Annotated in this window: 10 protein-coding genes and 1 tRNA gene; 3 read left to right on the forward strand and 8 right to left on the reverse strand. The window is 63.8% G+C overall.

The window, feature by feature from the left end; translation table 11 throughout:
• Positions 1–80: 80 nt before the first annotated feature.
• Together P1X14_RS03650 and P1X14_RS03655 are read right to left on the reverse strand one after the other, a co-directional pair.
• Positions 81–2,795: a TonB-dependent receptor gene (locus P1X14_RS03650; RefSeq protein WP_277313956.1), complete on the reverse strand. Its 2,715-nt coding sequence runs from the start codon at positions 2,793–2,795 to the stop codon at positions 81–83.
• An 84-nt stretch (positions 2,796–2,879) separates the two neighbouring features.
• Positions 2,880–4,556, reverse strand: coding sequence for a hypothetical protein (locus tag P1X14_RS03655; protein ID WP_277313957.1), 1,677 nt, complete (start codon positions 4,554–4,556; stop codon positions 2,880–2,882).
• 421 nt (positions 4,557–4,977) lie between these two features.
• Here P1X14_RS03655 and P1X14_RS03660 point away from each other — a divergent pair, with 421 nt between their 5' ends.
• On the forward strand, positions 4,978–7,614 hold the full coding sequence (locus P1X14_RS03660) for a TonB-dependent receptor (RefSeq protein ID WP_277313958.1): 2,637 nt from the start codon (positions 4,978–4,980) through the stop codon (positions 7,612–7,614).
• Between the two features lie 21 nt (positions 7,615–7,635).
• Here P1X14_RS03660 and P1X14_RS03665 read toward each other — a convergent pair whose 3' ends face one another.
• From P1X14_RS03665 to lon, 6 genes are all read right to left on the reverse strand, one after another.
• Positions 7,636–8,094, reverse strand: a complete 459-nt coding sequence (locus P1X14_RS03665) for a hypothetical protein (protein WP_277313959.1) — start codon at positions 8,092–8,094, stop codon at positions 7,636–7,638.
• A gap of 98 nt (positions 8,095–8,192) precedes the next feature.
• The gene (locus tag P1X14_RS03670) at positions 8,193–8,549 is read right to left on the reverse strand and encodes a hypothetical protein (RefSeq protein WP_277313960.1); all 357 of its coding nucleotides are present in this window, start codon (positions 8,547–8,549) and stop codon (positions 8,193–8,195) included.
• A 2-nt stretch (positions 8,550–8,551) separates the two neighbouring features.
• Complete coding sequence (locus P1X14_RS03675) at positions 8,552–8,890, reverse strand: hypothetical protein (protein ID WP_277313961.1); 339 nt, start codon at positions 8,888–8,890, stop codon at positions 8,552–8,554.
• 96 nt (positions 8,891–8,986) lie between these two features.
• A tRNA-Val gene (locus P1X14_RS03680) sits at positions 8,987–9,061 on the reverse strand.
• A 170-nt stretch (positions 9,062–9,231) separates the two neighbouring features.
• On the reverse strand, positions 9,232–9,504 hold the full coding sequence (locus P1X14_RS03685; protein ID WP_277313962.1) for an HU family DNA-binding protein: 273 nt from the start codon (positions 9,502–9,504) through the stop codon (positions 9,232–9,234).
• Positions 9,505–9,715: 211 nt separating this feature from the next.
• Positions 9,716–12,124, reverse strand: coding sequence for an endopeptidase La (gene lon / locus P1X14_RS03690; RefSeq protein ID WP_277313963.1), 2,409 nt, complete (start codon positions 12,122–12,124; stop codon positions 9,716–9,718).
• Between the two features lie 88 nt (positions 12,125–12,212).
• Here lon and P1X14_RS03695 point away from each other — a divergent pair, with 88 nt between their 5' ends.
• Both P1X14_RS03695 and P1X14_RS03700 read left to right on the forward strand, forming a co-directional pair.
• Positions 12,213–13,907, forward strand: a complete 1,695-nt coding sequence (locus tag P1X14_RS03695) for a M1 family metallopeptidase (protein ID WP_277313964.1) — start codon at positions 12,213–12,215, stop codon at positions 13,905–13,907.
• A gap of 1,215 nt (positions 13,908–15,122) precedes the next feature.
• Positions 15,123–16,178 carry a serine hydrolase gene (locus P1X14_RS03700; protein WP_277313965.1) on the forward strand — a complete coding sequence of 352 codons (1,056 nt, stop codon included), beginning with the start codon at positions 15,123–15,125 and terminating at the stop codon, positions 16,176–16,178.
• The last annotated feature ends 18 nt before the right edge of the window (positions 16,179–16,196 follow it).

Genomic DNA, 16,196 nt, shown 5'->3' on the forward strand with positions numbered 1-16,196 from the left:
CATCGGCGGCACAAAGAATAAGGCCCCGGAGCGGCTGTCCTCGCTCCGGGGCCTGATCCCCCTTTTATCGCGAGGCGCGATCAGAACTTCGCGCTGATCCCGATCGAGAAGCTGCGGCCCATGTCATAGGTGTTCACGTCGCGGCGAACGCCGTTCGGGAAGATCTGGAACTCCTCGTAGCGGCGCGCGGTTAGGTTGCGCGCCTCGAACTTCAGCTCGAGATCGAGGCCACCGATGGTGAAGCCCTGACGCGCGACGATATCGAAGCGCCAGCCCGGATTCTCGATGATGTTCGGCTCGGGGATACCGGTGCCCGACGGCGGAACCGGACCGCGATTGGTCACGCGCTCGCTGGCATAGTTCACCAGGAATGTGACCTGCGACAGGCGATCGCGATTCTCGATGCCGACCTGCAGGTTCACCAGGTGATCCGACTGGCCGACCAGCGGATCGCCATCGACGAACAGCTGGTTCGCACGGACATAGGTCGCCACCGCACCCTGAAGCGGGCTCGGCACCAGGCTGTCGTCCACGCTCAGCTCGGACTTGGTGTAAGTGTAGTTGGCGATCAGCAACAGCCGGTGCGCGGGCGAGATGAACTCGAGCGGGATATATTTCACCGCTTCGACTTCGGCACCGTACAGGCGGGCGCTGGGCGCATAGGAGAAGCCGACCTGCGGCGTGGTCGAACCACCCGGGAAGAAGGCCACCGTTTCGATCGGCTTGTCGATTTTCTTGAAGAAGCCGGCCAGCGTGATGCGCTGCTCGCGGGCGTAGAACCACTCGAAGCGGACTTCGCCGTTATAGAGCTGCGAGTCGTTGAGCAGCGGGTTGCCGAAGAACTGACGGTTGCTCTCGAAATCCTGGTAAAGCTGCGGCGCGAGTTCGCGGAACTGCGGGCGAGCGATCGTCTTCGATCCATGGACGCGCAGCTGCATGTCCTCGGCGAAGTTCCAGGTCAGCGTGGCCGCGGGCAGCCAATAGGCGTTGTTCAGGTTGGTGTTGACCGCCCCGCCCGTGTTGACGCTCTCGTCCGCCTTTTCATAGCGCACGCCCAGGTTGAAGCGCAGGCCGTCCATCGGCTCGACTTCGGTCTGCACATAACCGGCATGGATCTTCAGCTGGGCGGTATATTCCGCCGAACCGGAGTTTGCCGAGGTGTTGCGCAGTTCGATGCAGTTGGTGCTGTTCGGATCGAAGCCCGGAATGAAGCGGCGGCAGCCGTTCAGGATCGTGTCGTCCGACAGCAGATAGTCCGGCCGCAGCTGGGCCAGCACGTCCGGCAGCGCCACGCCGCCCGGTCCGAAGAACTGGAACGAGTAGCGGCTCGAGGTACGATCGGCGTCGCTATAGGCGTAGCCGCCCGAGACCGAGAACGGGAAGCTGGTGTTGAAGCGGTACGAAAGGTCCGCCTGACCCGACCACAGATCCTCGTTCAGATCGCTGAACGCGATCGTCGCGGGGGTCAGCGTGCCGAGATTGTTGATGTAATCGTGGATCGGCACGGTGCCGCGGAAATCGACATAGGTGTAGCGGAAATAGCGCTCGTACGGCGACTTGCGCTTGGTGTTGGCATAGGCGCCGCGCAGGTCGACGCTCAGGTCGCCGAACTTGAACTCGCCGACCAGCTGGGTGTTGATCAGCTGGCGCTCGAACCAGTTGGTCGACTGATCGAGAAACGACTGCTTGCCGTCGATCACGTCGAAGTTATTGCCCTGGCCGCCAGCACCCAGCGACGTCTGCTTCAGCGTGTCGTGGATATAGATGTTGGTCCAGCGGATCTTGTGCTCGCCGAATTCGGCACCGAGGCCGACCATCCCGTTGACGAGGATGCGGTTGTCGGTGGTGACCGTGCGGAAGTCCTTCGCCAGACCGCCGTCATTGTCGATCGCGAACTGCTGGATCGCGTCGCGGGTGCGCCACGAATTGCTGAAGCCGCCCGCGGCGATCAGGCCGAGCCGGACACCGCCGACATCGACCGAACCACCCAGGCTGGCATCCCAGCTGAGGTTCGGCGGAATGTGATAGTTGGTCTGCGCCAGCGTCGTTTCGGCATTGGTCAGGCCGGTGATGACGTTCGACGGCAGGATCGCGGTGCGGTTGCGGCCGGCATCGCGGATGAAGGCGGGAACGTTACGCTCGCCCGAGTCATAGCCGAAGAAGTCGGCATCGCCGCCATCATAGACATAGCCCAGGTTGCTGGTCGTGATCGTGTCCGCGCCGATCGAGGCGCCGAACTGGAAGAAGAATTCCTTCGGCACCGCGCGCGTGGTCAGGTTGATTACGCCGCCGCCGAACTCGGCGGGATAGTTGGCCGAATAGCTCTTCTGCACCAGCGCCGACGCAACGACGTTGGTCGGGAAGATGTCGAGCGGGACGACGCGGCGCAGCGGCTCGGGGCTCGGCAGCGGCGAACCGTTGAGCAGCGACGAAGAGTAGCGATCGCCGAGACCGCGGACATAGACGAAGCCGTCGCCGACGACCGACAGGCCGGTGACGCGCTCGAGCGCGCCGGCAATGTCGCCTTCGCCGGTACGGGCGATGTCTTCCGAGGAAAGCACCGACACCACCTGCGGCGTGGCGCGAACGACGTTGGGAATATTGCGGCCCTGAACGACGATCTCACCGGTATCGTCTGCGCCGGGCGCGGAAATTTCAACTTCCTGATCTTCCGTGGCCGGGTCCTGGGCCTGTTCGTCCTGCGTGGCGGGAGCGGCGTCCTGCGCAAGCGCGGCCGGGGCGATCAGAATCGTGGTGGCGAGGAGGAGCGTGCCGAAAGCGAGCTGCTTTTTCATGTGCCTGTCCGGTCGGAGTTCAGGGAATTCGATGTGACGAGCGGGGCGGCGGTCATGCCGCCGCCCCGCAGGTTCACGCTTCGCTTAGTTGACGGGCACCGCGGTGCAGTTGCCGCTCGTCGTACCGAAGTTGGCGCGGTTCGAGTTGCAGGTCCAACGCTGGAACCAGGTCGCGTTCGAGTCACCCGCCGTCGGCGAGACCGCACCGAGATACGGCGCGTTGACGAAGAAGGCGGCCAGGCCGGTTGCCGGAGCCGGGTTGAAGTTCGCCGCGTTGGTCGCGGTGACTGCAGCCGGGCCGGTGCCGATCTGGTACATGTTGACCAGAGCCGCACCGATGGTGCCGCCGATCACGATGTTCGTGCTCGGCGCGTTCTCGACGACCGTCTGCTGTTCGGCGGTGGTCACGGTGATGCCGTTCACGGTGCTGGCGGCATACTTGTTGGTGCCGCAGGCGAAGTAGATCGAGTGGAACAGCGGCGGGCCATATTCCTGCAGCGCACCGAGCGAGCCGGTCACCAGCGGGCTGGTGGTCGACGGGGTCGAGTCCGAAGCGCGGATGGTGGTCTTGCCGCCCGCATCGGCGCCGGCGACGATGTTGAGGCATGCCTGCGGCGTGGTCACGATGCCGTTGATGAAGCGGCTGTCGGCGCCGCCGCGGATGCGGATCGCGGCGTTGGTGCCGGTGGTCGTGTGCACGAACGTGAAGTTCGCGATCTGGCCCCAGGTGCGCGGCAGGGCGTCTTCACCACCGTTCGAGTCGATCTCGAGCATGTAGTTGTCGCTCTGGGTGTTGGTCGGCTTCTGGATCGCCAGCAGGAACTGGACCTGACCGCGCCAGCCCACATCGTAGTCCAGCGAGTCATCGTCTGCGCCGGTGATCGCGATGTGCTTCAGGTTGGTGCGGCCGCCGAAGATTTCGATGCCGTCGTCCGAGCTGTTGTGGACCTGGACGTGATCGATCGCGGTGCCGTAGCCGGTGCCGCCCAGGGTCAGGCCCTGAAGCTCGACGCCTTCGGCCAGGATCGTGCCCGAATAACGGATCTGGACATAGCGGAAGACGCCCGAGTTATCGGCCGGGGCGTTGCCGCCGTACAGCGCGGTGCCGGTGCCTTCGACAACGTTCTCGCAGCCCGCATCGCCGCCCGAGACGCCGCCCAGGTTGCAGTTCGAGATCGGCGCGCGGCCGGCGAGGATGACGCCGCCCCACTGGCCCTGCGACTCGTCGGTCGCGGTGCCGCGCAGGTTCTGGCCCGAAGTGAAGATGATCGGTGCGGTTTCGGTGCCCTCGGCGAGGATGCGCGAGCCGCGGTTGACGATCAGATAGTCGTTATCGGCGTCGAGTTCGTTGGCGTAGAAGATCACGCCCGGAGCGACGGTGAGGATCGCCGACGAACCGCCCGGCGCGGTGCCCGCGCCGCCGATGTCGATGCCCACATCGACGCGGCCGTTGATTTCATACGCAACGCCCGGGAGCTTCGCGAGGGTGGTGGTGCCGGTGATCAGCGACGGCAGACGGCAGCCGCGGAACGAACCGACGACGCCGCGATCGATGGTGCCGGCCGGGCACGAAGCCGCGGGCGTACCCGGGGTCGGCGTCGGAGTCGGGGTCGGCGTCGGGGCAGCCGGGGTCGGCGCCGGGACGACAATCACGCCCTCGCCGGGCGAGGCAACGCTGAGCGCGCCGTCGCAGCCCGAGAGCAAAGCGCCGCCGCAGCAGCTGGTCATGAGGATGAGGCTGAGACGCTTGAAGCTGGCCATAAAATCTCCGTTCCGGGCGGGTGCCGGGCATGGGGTGGGGTCGTGCTGTGAAGCGCGACTCGGTGTTCCCCCTGCCGGTCGCAGGCCTCCCGCTAGGGACGGTGCGTGACTCGTCGGTGCGAGATCGAAGTCTTTCGCGAGACGATTTCATGACAAGTTCGTGACGTGGCCACCGCACCACAGCTGCGCACATCCGCGGGAAATGCCCGGGCAACACGGCGGAAACGGAAGCCTGCACCGCGCGCGCAATGGTCAGGACAATTGCATTGACACCGGTTACATATTGGCCTTACCAATCGCTGCAAGCCCAATAAGGGCAATGAGTGGAGAGGACCGTCACGGGACCGCGAATCCGCGCCCGCCCCTCCACGAACCGGCATTGCGAGCGGCACCAAGCCGCCGTTGAAGAGGGGTGGAGCTGATGAAGTTCAAGGCATTCGTGCGATCCGGTGCAGCGACCGGTGTCATCCTGGCGGCGATGCTGACCGCGCCGGCCGCGCTGGCCCAGACCAGCGAGGAGCCGCAGTCTGCAGACGCGCAAGAGGGCGAAGCGATCGTCGTCACCGGCATCCGCGGCTCGCTCGCCCGATCCGCCGAGATCAAGCGCGAAGCGCCGCAGGTGATCGATGTCATTACCTCGGAGGATGTCGGCAAGCTGCCCGATGCGAACGTCGCCGAAGCGCTGCAGCGGGTAACCGGCGTGCAGATCACCCGCGTATTCGGCGAAGGTCAGGCAGTGTCGGTCCGCGGCCTCCAGCAGGTCCGCGTCGAAGTCGATGGCCGCACCTTGCTCGGCTGGTCGGCGCGCCTCTCGCCGCCGGAGAACGACCAGCTTGGCCGCTCCTCGGGACTCGATTCCGTCCCCTCCAGCCTGTTCGGCCGTCTGGAAGTGCGCAAGTCGCCCCTCGCCAGCCAGGTCGAGGGCGGTCTTGGCGGCACGGTCAATCTCGTCACGCCCAAGCCATTCGACTTCAAGGGCAACAAGTTCTCGCTCAACGCCCAGGGCACCTATGGCCAGAACAGCGAGAAGTTCGAACCGACCGTCACCGGCCTGTTCTCCACCCGCATCGCCGACGGGCGCATCGGCATCCTCGTCTCGGGCGAATATCAGAAGCGCACCTCGACCACCCAGACACTCGAGCGGAACAACTTCTTCACGAAGAACAATGGCGGCGCGACCAACCTGCTCGCCCCTGCCCTGCTCCAGTACGAGCATTTCGTGGTCGATCGCTCGCGCCTCGGCTTCAACGGCGCGGTCCAGTTCGAGGCGACGCCCGAACTCGTATTCACTGCCGAGGGCCTCTATTCGCAGCTCACCACCGGCCGTTTCCAGGATTTCCTCGCCTGGCGCCTGCCGACCAGCGGGGTGATCGTCACCAATCCGACCATCGTCGATGGCGTGATCGTGGCCGGCACCTCGAATGGCACGCTGACCACTGCCGGCCAGATCCGCAACGAGCCGACCAAGAATTATCTGTTCGCGCTCAACGGCAAATACGACAATGGCCGCCTGACGATCGTCGGCGACGGCTATTACAGCAAGGGCACGATCGACCAGACGATCCAGATCATCACGCTGCAGGCGACCGCGGCGGTGCCCGGCACCTTCGATTTCCGCGCGGGACCGGTACCCAGCCTGTTCCTCGGCACGATCAGTCCCACCGGCGTCCGCACCCCGTTCAACCTGACCAGCTATTCCAGCTACAATCCCGCCACCAGCGGCGTGCGCAGCAACCGGCTGATCGGCGTGCTGGAGGAATGGACCGGCAAGATCGACCTCAGCTATAAATTCGATGGCGGCGTCACCCTGTATGGCGGCGTGCGCTACACCGCGCTCAAGGCCCGCTCGAACGCCTATCGCAGCCAGGTGACACCGACCCGGGCCGAGATCGAACCGTATCTGCGTGTCACGGGCGACGGCTATTTCCTGCCCGATATCCCCGGCGATTTCCCGCGCATCTTCCTCAGCACCGGCCCGACCTACGACTATGTCTTCAATCGCGCCCAGGCGGCCCAGCCCAATCCGGCGGTCTCCGGCGGCCTGCTGCCCAATCCAGCGCGCGATTACGACCTGATCGAAAAGACGATCGGCGGCTATCTGATGTTCGCGGCCGAGGGCCATGTGCTGGGCATGCCGACCAAGGTGAATGCCGGCGTGCGGCTGATCTCGACCGACTTCTCGGTCGACTCACTGCTCCAGTCGGGCACCACTGCCGCGCCGGTGTTCAATCCGGTCAACGACAAGAGCAGCTATACCAACGTGCTGCCCAGCGCGAACATCGTGTTCAACGTGACCGATAACTTCCTGGTCCGCGCCTCCGCCTCGCAGACGATGCAGCGCGCGGGCATCGCCGAACTGGCGCCGTCGATCTTCGTCAACACCACCAATCGCACCGCAAGCGGCGGCAATGCCCAACTGATCCCGCCCAGCGCGACCAATCTCGACCTGTCGTTCGAATATTATACCGGACGCACGTCGCTGATCTCCGGCGCGATCTTCTACAAGGACGTGAGCAACTTCATTGCCACCAACACAACGCTGGGCGTGTTCCCGGGCTATGAATCGCTGGGGATCATCCCCTTCACCCGGCCGGACAATGTCGCTTCGGCCAAGGTGAAGGGCTTCGAAGTCGGCATCCAGCAATTCTTCGACTTCCTGCCCGCGCCGTTCGACGGTTTGGGGCTGATCGCGAACTACACCTATTCCGACGCCAAGGATTCGAACGGCTTCCCGCTCGTCGCCACCTCGAAGCACAGCTACAACATCATCGGCCTGTTCGAGAAAGGCCCCTTCTCGGCCCGCATCGCCTATAACTGGCGCGACGAGGCGGTGTTCGAGTTCACCGAAGGCCGCCCGAGCTATATCGGCCCCCGCGCCCAGCTCGACGCGCAGATCGGCATCTCGTTGACCGACAATTTCTCGCTGAGCTTCAACGCGCAGAATTTGATGCCCGATGAATCGGCGACGGTCGAATACAGCCTTGTCGGCCCGATCGCGCTGAACAGCTATGCGCTGTCGGAGCGGCGTTATTCGGCGGGCATCCGGGTGCGGTTTTGATGCTCCTCTGACCCGCGCGCTTTATCGCGTGCGGGTCAGCCGGTAGGGATTGTAGGTCTGCGGATCGTCCTGATGCTCCCGGTTCGCCCCCATGATGATCCGGTCGCCGGCAATTCCCGCCCATACGAAGCGGCATAGCCGGGGAAAGTCCGGCGCCTGTACGCACAGCCGCTCACCGCCGCGAAATTTCTCGGTGGTCCAGCTACCCTGATAGGTGTGCGGGCCGCGCCGACACTCAAATCGGGTCCAGCCGCCGTTCGCCGAGAATGTCTCGGTCGGCGGACAGCCGCCCATCCCGAAGGTGACGACGCGAACACCGGGATACGGCTCGAACGCTTCGTCGAGGATCAGCATGCGATCCGCGAAGGTCTGCATGATCTGCGGCCCGGTCAGCGGGAGCCAGCCGGGCCGGTCCAGCTTGAGTGGCGGCTTATGCTGGGAAGCGTTCTGCGCCGCGGCCGGGAAGGCCGAGACGAGCATAAAAGCGCACCAGAGCCAGGCTGCGGGGTTTCTCATCCGGCAAGGATGACATGGACAACCAATCCGGGCGATGAACCGAACTGCTTAACGGGCAACGCTCACTGATAGTGTAGCGTGTTCCCGAACCCCTCATTGGCCTTGGTCATCTTGGCGACGTTCCTGAGGCTGGCGCGGACATGCCGCTCGAAGCGCCGGTCGTCATAGATGCCGGTGACGCGATACTCGTCCTGCACGAGCAGTTCCTTGATGCGTGCGGCGAACGCCGCCTGATCGTCGGCGTTGGCGGTTTTCAGGGCGCGGCAGACCCATTCCTCGGCCGCTGCCTTGTCATAATCGTCCTGCGCCGAATAACCGCGCTTGTCCGCCGTGGCCTGATCGAGCCGTGCGGCCTCAAAGCGGCGCTCCAGCCAGTTGCGGACCAATGCGCCGTCCCAGGGCTTCGCCGGATCCTTCACGCTCAGCGCTGCTTCTTCGCGATGGTCGCGGTGAAATCCGGGTCCTTCTTCGCGACCCAGTCGACGAACTTGCGCACATTGGGGTTCAACAGCAGGCCCTCCACATCCATGCCGTGGCGCTGCAGCTCGGAATTGGTGAAGTTCGCCATCAGCGTCTGCTGGCAGATCGAGTGCATCGGAACGACATCGCGCCCGCCGCGGCTCTTGGGCACCGGGTGATGCCAGATGATGGTCTTGCCGGTCGGTCGGCCGCACAGCCAGCACGGGACCGGTGCCGCGGGCGCTTCGTCCTCTTGGTCCCGGTCATCATAGGGATCGTGTCTTGAATGCTTGCGGGCCATATCGATCCGGATGCCTGAGTTGAGCGGTCCGCCGCTATAGCGGAGCGAAACCGGAAACCAAAAAGCCCGCCGATCCTGCGACCGGCGGGCTTTTAATGGTGGGCGCGACAGGGATTGAACCTGTGACCCCACCCGTGTGAAGGGTGTGCTCTACCGCTGAGCTACGCGCCCGGACCGCCCAAGCGGAAAAACCGGAAGCGGGCCTTTAGGCAAGGCCGGACCGGCTGTCCAGCCCTAGGCCCTGTTCTTTTGCGGCACCGGCCCGCTCCCCCACCCGGCCTCCCATCCAGCATATTCTGTGGGAGGCCGGGTGGGGGAGCGGGCCGGTGCCGCCTAACCAATCAGTTGACCGAGTCCTTCAGGCCCTTGCCGGCCTTGAACTTGGGCTGGTTCGACGCCTTGATCGTCATTTCCTCGCCCGTGCGCGGGTTGCGGCCGGTCGAGGCCTTGCGCTTGCTGACCGAGAAGGTGCCGAAGCCGACCAGGCGCACTTCGTCGCCCTTCTTGAGCGCCGCCGTGATCGCGTCGAAAACGGCCTCGACCGCCTTGCTGGCGTCGCCCTTGCCCAGGCCCGAAGTATCGGCGACCGTGCCGATCAGTTCCTGCTTGTTCATTCGCGGATAACCCCCTGTAATTTCGTCAAACCGTTAATGTTTCTGAATTGAGTCGCGGCGCGAGCCGGAAGGGCCAGTCAGCACGCCCCGGATATCGCTGTCAAAGGGAATCAGGCGGCAAATTGCCGTAAATGGCGAATTGATGACGTTGCCCGCGGACCGTTACGGAAGCGGAATCCCTCCCCCGCTCAAGCGAGGGAGGGACGCATTTTCAGTGCCGCTGCGCCGATTCGATTCCCGGCACCCCGGCCGGTGGTTGCGCCGCCAGTTCGTCCGCATCGGTCCATTCGATCGACTGAAGCGGCTCGGTCAGCGCGCGGGCCAGCACCTCGTCGGCATGCTTGACCGGAACGATCTCCAGACCTTCGCGAATGTTCGCAGGGATTTCGGCCAGGTCCTTCTCATTTTCCTGCGGGATCAGCACCGTCTTGATGCCCCCCCGAAGTGCGGCGAGCAGCTTTTCCTTCAGCCCGCCGATCGGCAGCACGCGGCCCCGCAACGTGACCTCGCCGGTCATGGCGATATCGCGGCGCACCGGAATACCGGTCATGGTCGATACGATCGCGGTGACCAGCCCGATGCCCGCCGACGGGCCGTCCTTCGGCACCGCGCCTTCGGGCAGATGGACATGGATGTCCTTGCGCCCGAACAGGCTCGGCTTGATGCCATAGGTCGGTGCCCGCGCGCGGACGAAGCTGAACGCGGTCTCCACGCTCTCCTTCATCACGTCGCCCAGCTTGCCGGTGGTCTTGATCGACCCCTTGCCCTGCACGGTGACGCTTTCGATGGTTAGCAATTCGCCGCCCACCTCGGTCCAGGCCAGCCCGGTGACCGCGCCGATCTGGTTTTCTTCCTCGCCCAGCTCATGGCGATACTTCTGCACCCCGGCGAACTCGGCCAGGTTTTCGGGCGTGACCGTCACGCTCTCCGTCTTGCCTTCCAGAATGCGGCGCAGCGCCTTCCGGGCCAGCTTGGCGATCTCGCGCTCCAGCGTGCGGACGCCGGCTTCGCGCGTATATTGCTGGATCAGCTTGCGCAGCCCTTCGGTGGTGAGCGTGAACTCCCCATCCTTCAGGCCATGCGCCTCGACCTGCTTGGCGACCAGATGGCGCTCGGCGATCTCGACCTTCTCGTCCTCGGTATAACCTTCGAGACGGATGATCTCCATGCGATCGAGCAGCGGCTGCGGCAGGTTCAGCGAGTTCGCGGTGCACACGAACATCACGTCCGAAAGATCGATGTCGATCTCCAGATAGTGATCGTTGAACTTGTTGTTCTGCTCCGGATCCAGCACCTCGAGCAGCGCCGAGGCCGGATCGCCGCGGAAGTCCTGGCCCAGCTTGTCGATCTCGTCGAGCAGGAACAGCGGGTTGCTGGTCCCCGTCTTCTTCAGGTTCGACACGATCTTGCCCGGCAGCGAGCCGATATAGGTCCGGCGATGGCCGCGGATCTCGGCTTCGTCGCGCACGCCGCCCAGCGACTGGCGGATGAACTCACGGCCCGTCGCCTTGGCAATGCTCTTGCCCAGCGAGGTCTTGCCCACGCCCGGCGGGCCGACGAGGCACAGGATCGGCCCCTTCAGCTTGTTGGTGCGCGCCTGGACCGCGAGATATTCGACGATCCGGTCCTTCACCTTCTCCAGTGCGTAATGATCCTCGTCGAGGATCGCCTGCGCGGCGGCGATATCCTTTTTGACCTTCGACTTCTTGCCCCAGGGCAGGCCCAGCAGCACATCGAGATAGTTGCGCACCACCGTCGCCTCGGCGCTCATCGGCGCCATGGTCTTGAGCTTCTTCAGCTCGGCGGTGGCCTTGGTGCGGGCCTCCTTCGACAGCTTCAGCGTGGCGATCTTCTGGGTCAGATCTGCGATCTCGTCGCCATCGCCCTCTTCGCCCTCATTGCCCAGCTCGCGCTGGATCGCCTTGAGCTGTTCGTTGAGATAATATTCGCGCTGGGTCTTCTCCATCTGCCGCTTCACGCGGCTGCGGATCTTCTTCTCGACCTGAAGCACGCCCAGTTCGCCTTCCATGAAGGCGAACACCATCTCCAGCCGCTTCTGCGCATTGGCCTCGACCAGCAGCGCCTGCTTGTCGGAAACCTTCACCGCGATATTGGCAGCGACCGCATCGGCAAGGCGCGACGCTTCATCCAGCTCGGCAAGCTGGACCGCGGTCTCGGCCGGCAGCTTGCGGTTGAGCTTGGCGTAATTCTCGAACTGGTCGATCACCGAACGCATCAGCGCCTTCAGCTCGGCGCTGGCATCCTCCAGGCTGGAATCATCCTCCTCGACCGGAAGCACCGTTGCGGTCAGGAACGCGCCATCCTCGGTCAGCACGTCCAGCTTGCCGCGCTCCTTGCCCGAAACGAGCACGCGCACCGTGCCGTCCGGCAGCTTCAGCAGCTGAAGCACCTCGGCCGAAACGCCCGTGTCGAACAGGTCCTCGCGACCGGGATCGTCCTCGCTGGGATCGAGCTGCGCGACCAGGAAAATCTCCTTGTCGTCGGCCATCGCCGCTTCCAACGCGGCAACCGACTTGTCGCGGCCGACGAACAGCGGCACGATCATGTGCGGAAATACGACGATGTCGCGAAGCGGCAGTACGGGATAGGATTGCTTCATGAAGACTCCGGCGAAGCCCAAGTGGACCTCTTTCGACACTATATGGGGAGCCGGACGATTCCATCAATCGCGGCGATCCCTTAGGGGCATGAAAGCTGTGGGCGGCGTGTTGGCCCTCACCCTGCTGGCCCCGCAGGCGGCCCATGCCCAGCGCCCCGGCCTTCCCGCGATCACCCCGCTGACCATGCGCACCGGCGGCGATGTGGAGCCGGCGCGGATGGCGCTGCGGCTCGACCATGCCGATCTGACGATCGACGTGAACCCGGACGCGAAGACGCTGTCGGGCGTGGCGACGCTCAGCCTCACCACCTCGGCGCCGCAATCGAAGCTGCTGATCGATCTCGACAAGAATTTCACCGTCAGCGCGATCAGCGTCGATGGCCGCGCCCTGCCCAGTTCGGCCTGGACCAATCCCGAGGGCCGCCTGTCGATCACCCTCGCCCGCCCGCTGCGCGCGGGTGCGAAGACGGTGGTCAAGATCACCTATGCCGGCATGCCCCATGTCGCGATCCGCGCGCCGTGGGACGACGGGATCGTCTGGTCCAAGACTCGCGACGGCAAGCCATGGCTCAGCACCACCGCACAGGGCTATGGCTGCGACCTGTTCTGGCCGTGCCTCGACTTTCCGCAAGGCGAGCCCGCCGCGGTCGATCTGCACATCACCGTGCCCGCGGGCCTTTCCGCGCCTTCGAACGGCGTTCTGGTGAAGAAGGAGCAACTCGCCGACGGCCGCACCACCTGGCACTGGCGCTCGGGCAGCGTGAACCCGTACCTCGTCTCGCTCAACGTCGCGCCGTACAAGGAAATCACCGCGACCTATACCAGCCGCTTCGGCAACAAATTCCCGATGACCTATTGGTACCTGCCCGGCCGCGAGCGCCAGGCCGAGGGCCTGTTCAAGGAATTCGCGCCAATCCTCGATTTCTTCGAGGCCAATGTCGGCCCTTACCCCTGGGCAAACGAGAAGATGGGCGTGGTCGAGACGCCCTATCTCGGCATGGAACACCAGACGATCAACGCGTACGGCAACGAGTATCGCAAGGACGCGACCGGCTTCGACTGGCTGCTCCAGCACGAATTCGCCCACGAATGGTTCGGCAACCAGATGACCGCGGCCCGCTGGGACGATTTCTGGCTGCACGAGGGGTATGCCCAGTACATGCAGCCGCTCTACGGCCGCTGGCGCGAGGGTGAGGCCCGCTATGCGGTGATGATGGAAGAGTTCCGCATGTCCATCGCCAACCGCGCCCCGCTGATCTCGGGCAGGAACCCTACCAGCGAGGAAGTCTATCAGGACGAGAATGGCGGCCCGGGCGGCGACATCTACATGAAGGGCGCGTGGATCCTCCACACGCTGCGAAACACGATCGGCGACAAGGCCTTCTGGGAAGTCACCCGCCGCGTTGTCTATGGCCGCCCCGATCCGCTACCGGGCAATTTCAAGCCGCGCTTCAGCTCGTCCGACGAGTTCATCGAAGCGGTAAAGATCACCACCGGCAAGGATTATGGCTGGTTCTTCGACGTTTATCTGCGCGAAGCCGCCCTGCCCGAACTGCTGATGGAACGTGGCGCGGGCCGCATGACGCTGCGCTGGAAGGCCCCGAAGGATAAGCCCTTCCCGCTGCCGGTGGAAGTACAGGTGGATGGCGTAGTCCAGCTGGTGCCGATGACCGGCGGGACGGCAACGCTGAGCGTACCGGATGGGGCGCATGTGGTGCTGGATCCGTACTCGCGGATCCTCAAGCGGAGCGAAGCGGTGGAGGCGGCGCAGCGGCGGCGGTGAGGGGTACGAGGTGGGTGGTCTAAGTGCCCCCCCTCTCGACCGTCCGCAGCCTCAATAGTTTGAGACAGGATATAGGCGAAGCAAACTAGGCACGCGACCAGTCCGCACGCGATTGGGATAGCCTCGAAGCTGTCGATTCCATTGGTGCCCGCCAGCCCGAAACCGAGAGAACCCACGAGCGTCGCTAGCAACGTAAGGAACAAGATTCCTAGTCGAACTCTCGCTGATATTTTACCGCGCAAGACGCGCAGACCTTTACCGAAACCGATACAGACTATTGCACCGAACAAAGCAGCGCTGCCTACGAGAAACCCACCAAATAGGAAATTCTGCGTGTCAGAATGTAAGCCGCCAGGACCTCCTGCGAGGCGAAAACTCAATAGAACGAATAAATAGGTACTCAGCAATCCCAAGAGTGATCCCACAATACCCGTAGCACCTATGCCTACGATGAAGAAACCTGACCTTTTCCATGCCCCCGGCCGATGTCGCGTGAAGATTGCATAAGGAACACCAAATAGAAATGGAATCAACGGAAAGGCATATATTCCCACCAACGGAGGGTCGCCCTTCAGCGCAGCCGGGAAAGAAGGAGCGAGGGCAAATATATCGAGTAGAATCCCAACCAGCAGAAGGCGGAAGGCATAGATGGACTCGGATCGAGACGGCTTACCCTCAACAGATGCTGTTGGCACACGATCTTCCGTTCCATCGTCAAGCCATCGAAGCAAACGAACCCAGCCCGAAGATCTCGAGGAGAGACGCCGCGGCATACTGGTGAATTGGATCATTCCAAAACCAAACGGCACCGACAAATCATCGAATACTATCTGAACTAGCTTACACGGATCGCTTTCCTTGGCGTAATTGGCTTCTTCTTTCACCCAATCGCTACTGACTGAATTTCGCGTCCAAAGAACAAGTACATGCTTCGCTGCCGCGATCTCGCGCTCGATTGTGCGGTCCCACCGCTCGCGCGGGGTGATGTCATCGTCCCACCAGACAGATAGACCTTCGGTCCGAAGCATCGCGACTATACGTTCGGCCAACGCACGATCGTTCCTTTGGTAACTCAGGAAAATATCCGCCATCGGCTGCCCCCGCTTCGCCTGCCGCCATCCTGCGCAGCCATGCAGGCATGGTCAACCGAGCTTTCGCGCGGATATGGCGCAAGCTAAGACCACCTCCCGAACCCGCATATCCCGGAGACGGTCGATGTTCCTGCGTATGATCGCGTCCACCGCACTCCTCCTCTCCACCCCCGCAATCGCACGCCCCGCTCCGCTCGACCTTTCCGCCATGTCCGCCGAGATCGAGGCCGGCCGGTATCGCAATATCGAGGGCATCCGCGTCCAGCGCGGCGGCGAGGTGCTGTTCGAGGCCAGCTATCGCGGCAACACCGCCGAGACCCGCATCGATGCGCGGTCCGCGGGCAAGTCGATCACCGCCATCGCGGTCGGCATCGCGATCGACGAGGGCAAGATCGCCAGCGTCGACACCCCGGTCTTCGCCTTCTTCAAGGACCGCGAACCCTTCGCCCATGACGGCCCACTCAAGCGCACGATCACCATCCGCGACTTGCTCACCATGTCGTCCGCGCTCGATTGCGACGACTGGGCCGATGCCAGCCCGGGCAATGAGGAGCGCATGTACGACACGCGCGACTGGACCCGGTTCGCGCTCGATATCCCGCTGACCACAAACTATGCGCGCGACCTTCAGGGCCTTGGCCGCTACTCCTATTGCACCGCCGGCGCCTTCCTGCTCGGCCGCATCGTCGAACGCGCGACCGGCCAGCGCTTCGATGCCTATGTCCAGAGCCGCCTGTTCGATCCGCTGGGCATCACCGGGGCGGAGTGGAGGACCTCCCCTAGCGGCGAGATCCAGTCCGGCGGCCAGTTGAGCCTGCGTGTCCGCGATTTCGCCGCGATCGGACAGCTGGTGATGGATGGCGGCACGGTGAAAGGCGGCGAGCAGATCGTCTCACGCAAATGGCTGCGCGAAATGCTCCGCCCGCGCGCCAGGGCCACCCCGCTCGACGCCTATGGCTATCTCTGGTGGGTGCGCGACTGGCGCGAACCGGGCAATCCCAAGCCCTGGCCCGGCTTCTACATGTCCGGCAACGGCGGCAACAAGGTGGTGCTGTTCCCCGATCTGAACGCGGTCGTGGTGATCCTGAGCACCAACTATAATCGCCGCGACATGCACGATCTGACCACCGCGCTGATCGAGAAGCATATCCTGCCCGCGCTCTTGAAACCGGCCCCGTAACGAAGGACACTCGCCGAA

Origin of the sequence: Sphingomonas sp. AOB5, assembly GCF_029433115.1 — a bacterium.
GTDB lineage: Bacteria > Pseudomonadota > Alphaproteobacteria > Sphingomonadales > Sphingomonadaceae > Sphingomonas.

Excerpts from the sequence above, each read along its gene's own strand:
- P1X14_RS03650 (WP_277313956.1), bottom strand. The coding sequence starts at position 2,795 with ATGAAAAAGCAGCTCGCTTTCGGCACGCTCCTCCTCGCCACCACGATT.
- P1X14_RS03655 (WP_277313957.1), bottom strand. The coding sequence starts at position 4,556 with ATGGCCAGCTTCAAGCGTCTCAGCCTCATCCTCATGACCAGCTGCTGC.
- P1X14_RS03660 (WP_277313958.1), top strand. The coding sequence starts at position 4,978 with ATGAAGTTCAAGGCATTCGTGCGATCCGGTGCAGCGACCGGTGTCATC.
- P1X14_RS03665 (WP_277313959.1), bottom strand. The coding sequence starts at position 8,094 with ATGCTCGTCTCGGCCTTCCCGGCCGCGGCGCAGAACGCTTCCCAGCAT.
- P1X14_RS03675 (WP_277313961.1), bottom strand. The coding sequence starts at position 8,890 with ATGGCCCGCAAGCATTCAAGACACGATCCCTATGATGACCGGGACCAA.
- P1X14_RS03685 (WP_277313962.1), bottom strand. The coding sequence starts at position 9,504 with ATGAACAAGCAGGAACTGATCGGCACGGTCGCCGATACTTCGGGCCTG.
- lon (WP_277313963.1), bottom strand. The coding sequence starts at position 12,124 with ATGAAGCAATCCTATCCCGTACTGCCGCTTCGCGACATCGTCGTATTT.
- P1X14_RS03695 (WP_277313964.1), top strand. The coding sequence starts at position 12,213 with ATGAAAGCTGTGGGCGGCGTGTTGGCCCTCACCCTGCTGGCCCCGCAG.
- P1X14_RS03700 (WP_277313965.1), top strand. The coding sequence starts at position 15,123 with ATGTTCCTGCGTATGATCGCGTCCACCGCACTCCTCCTCTCCACCCCC.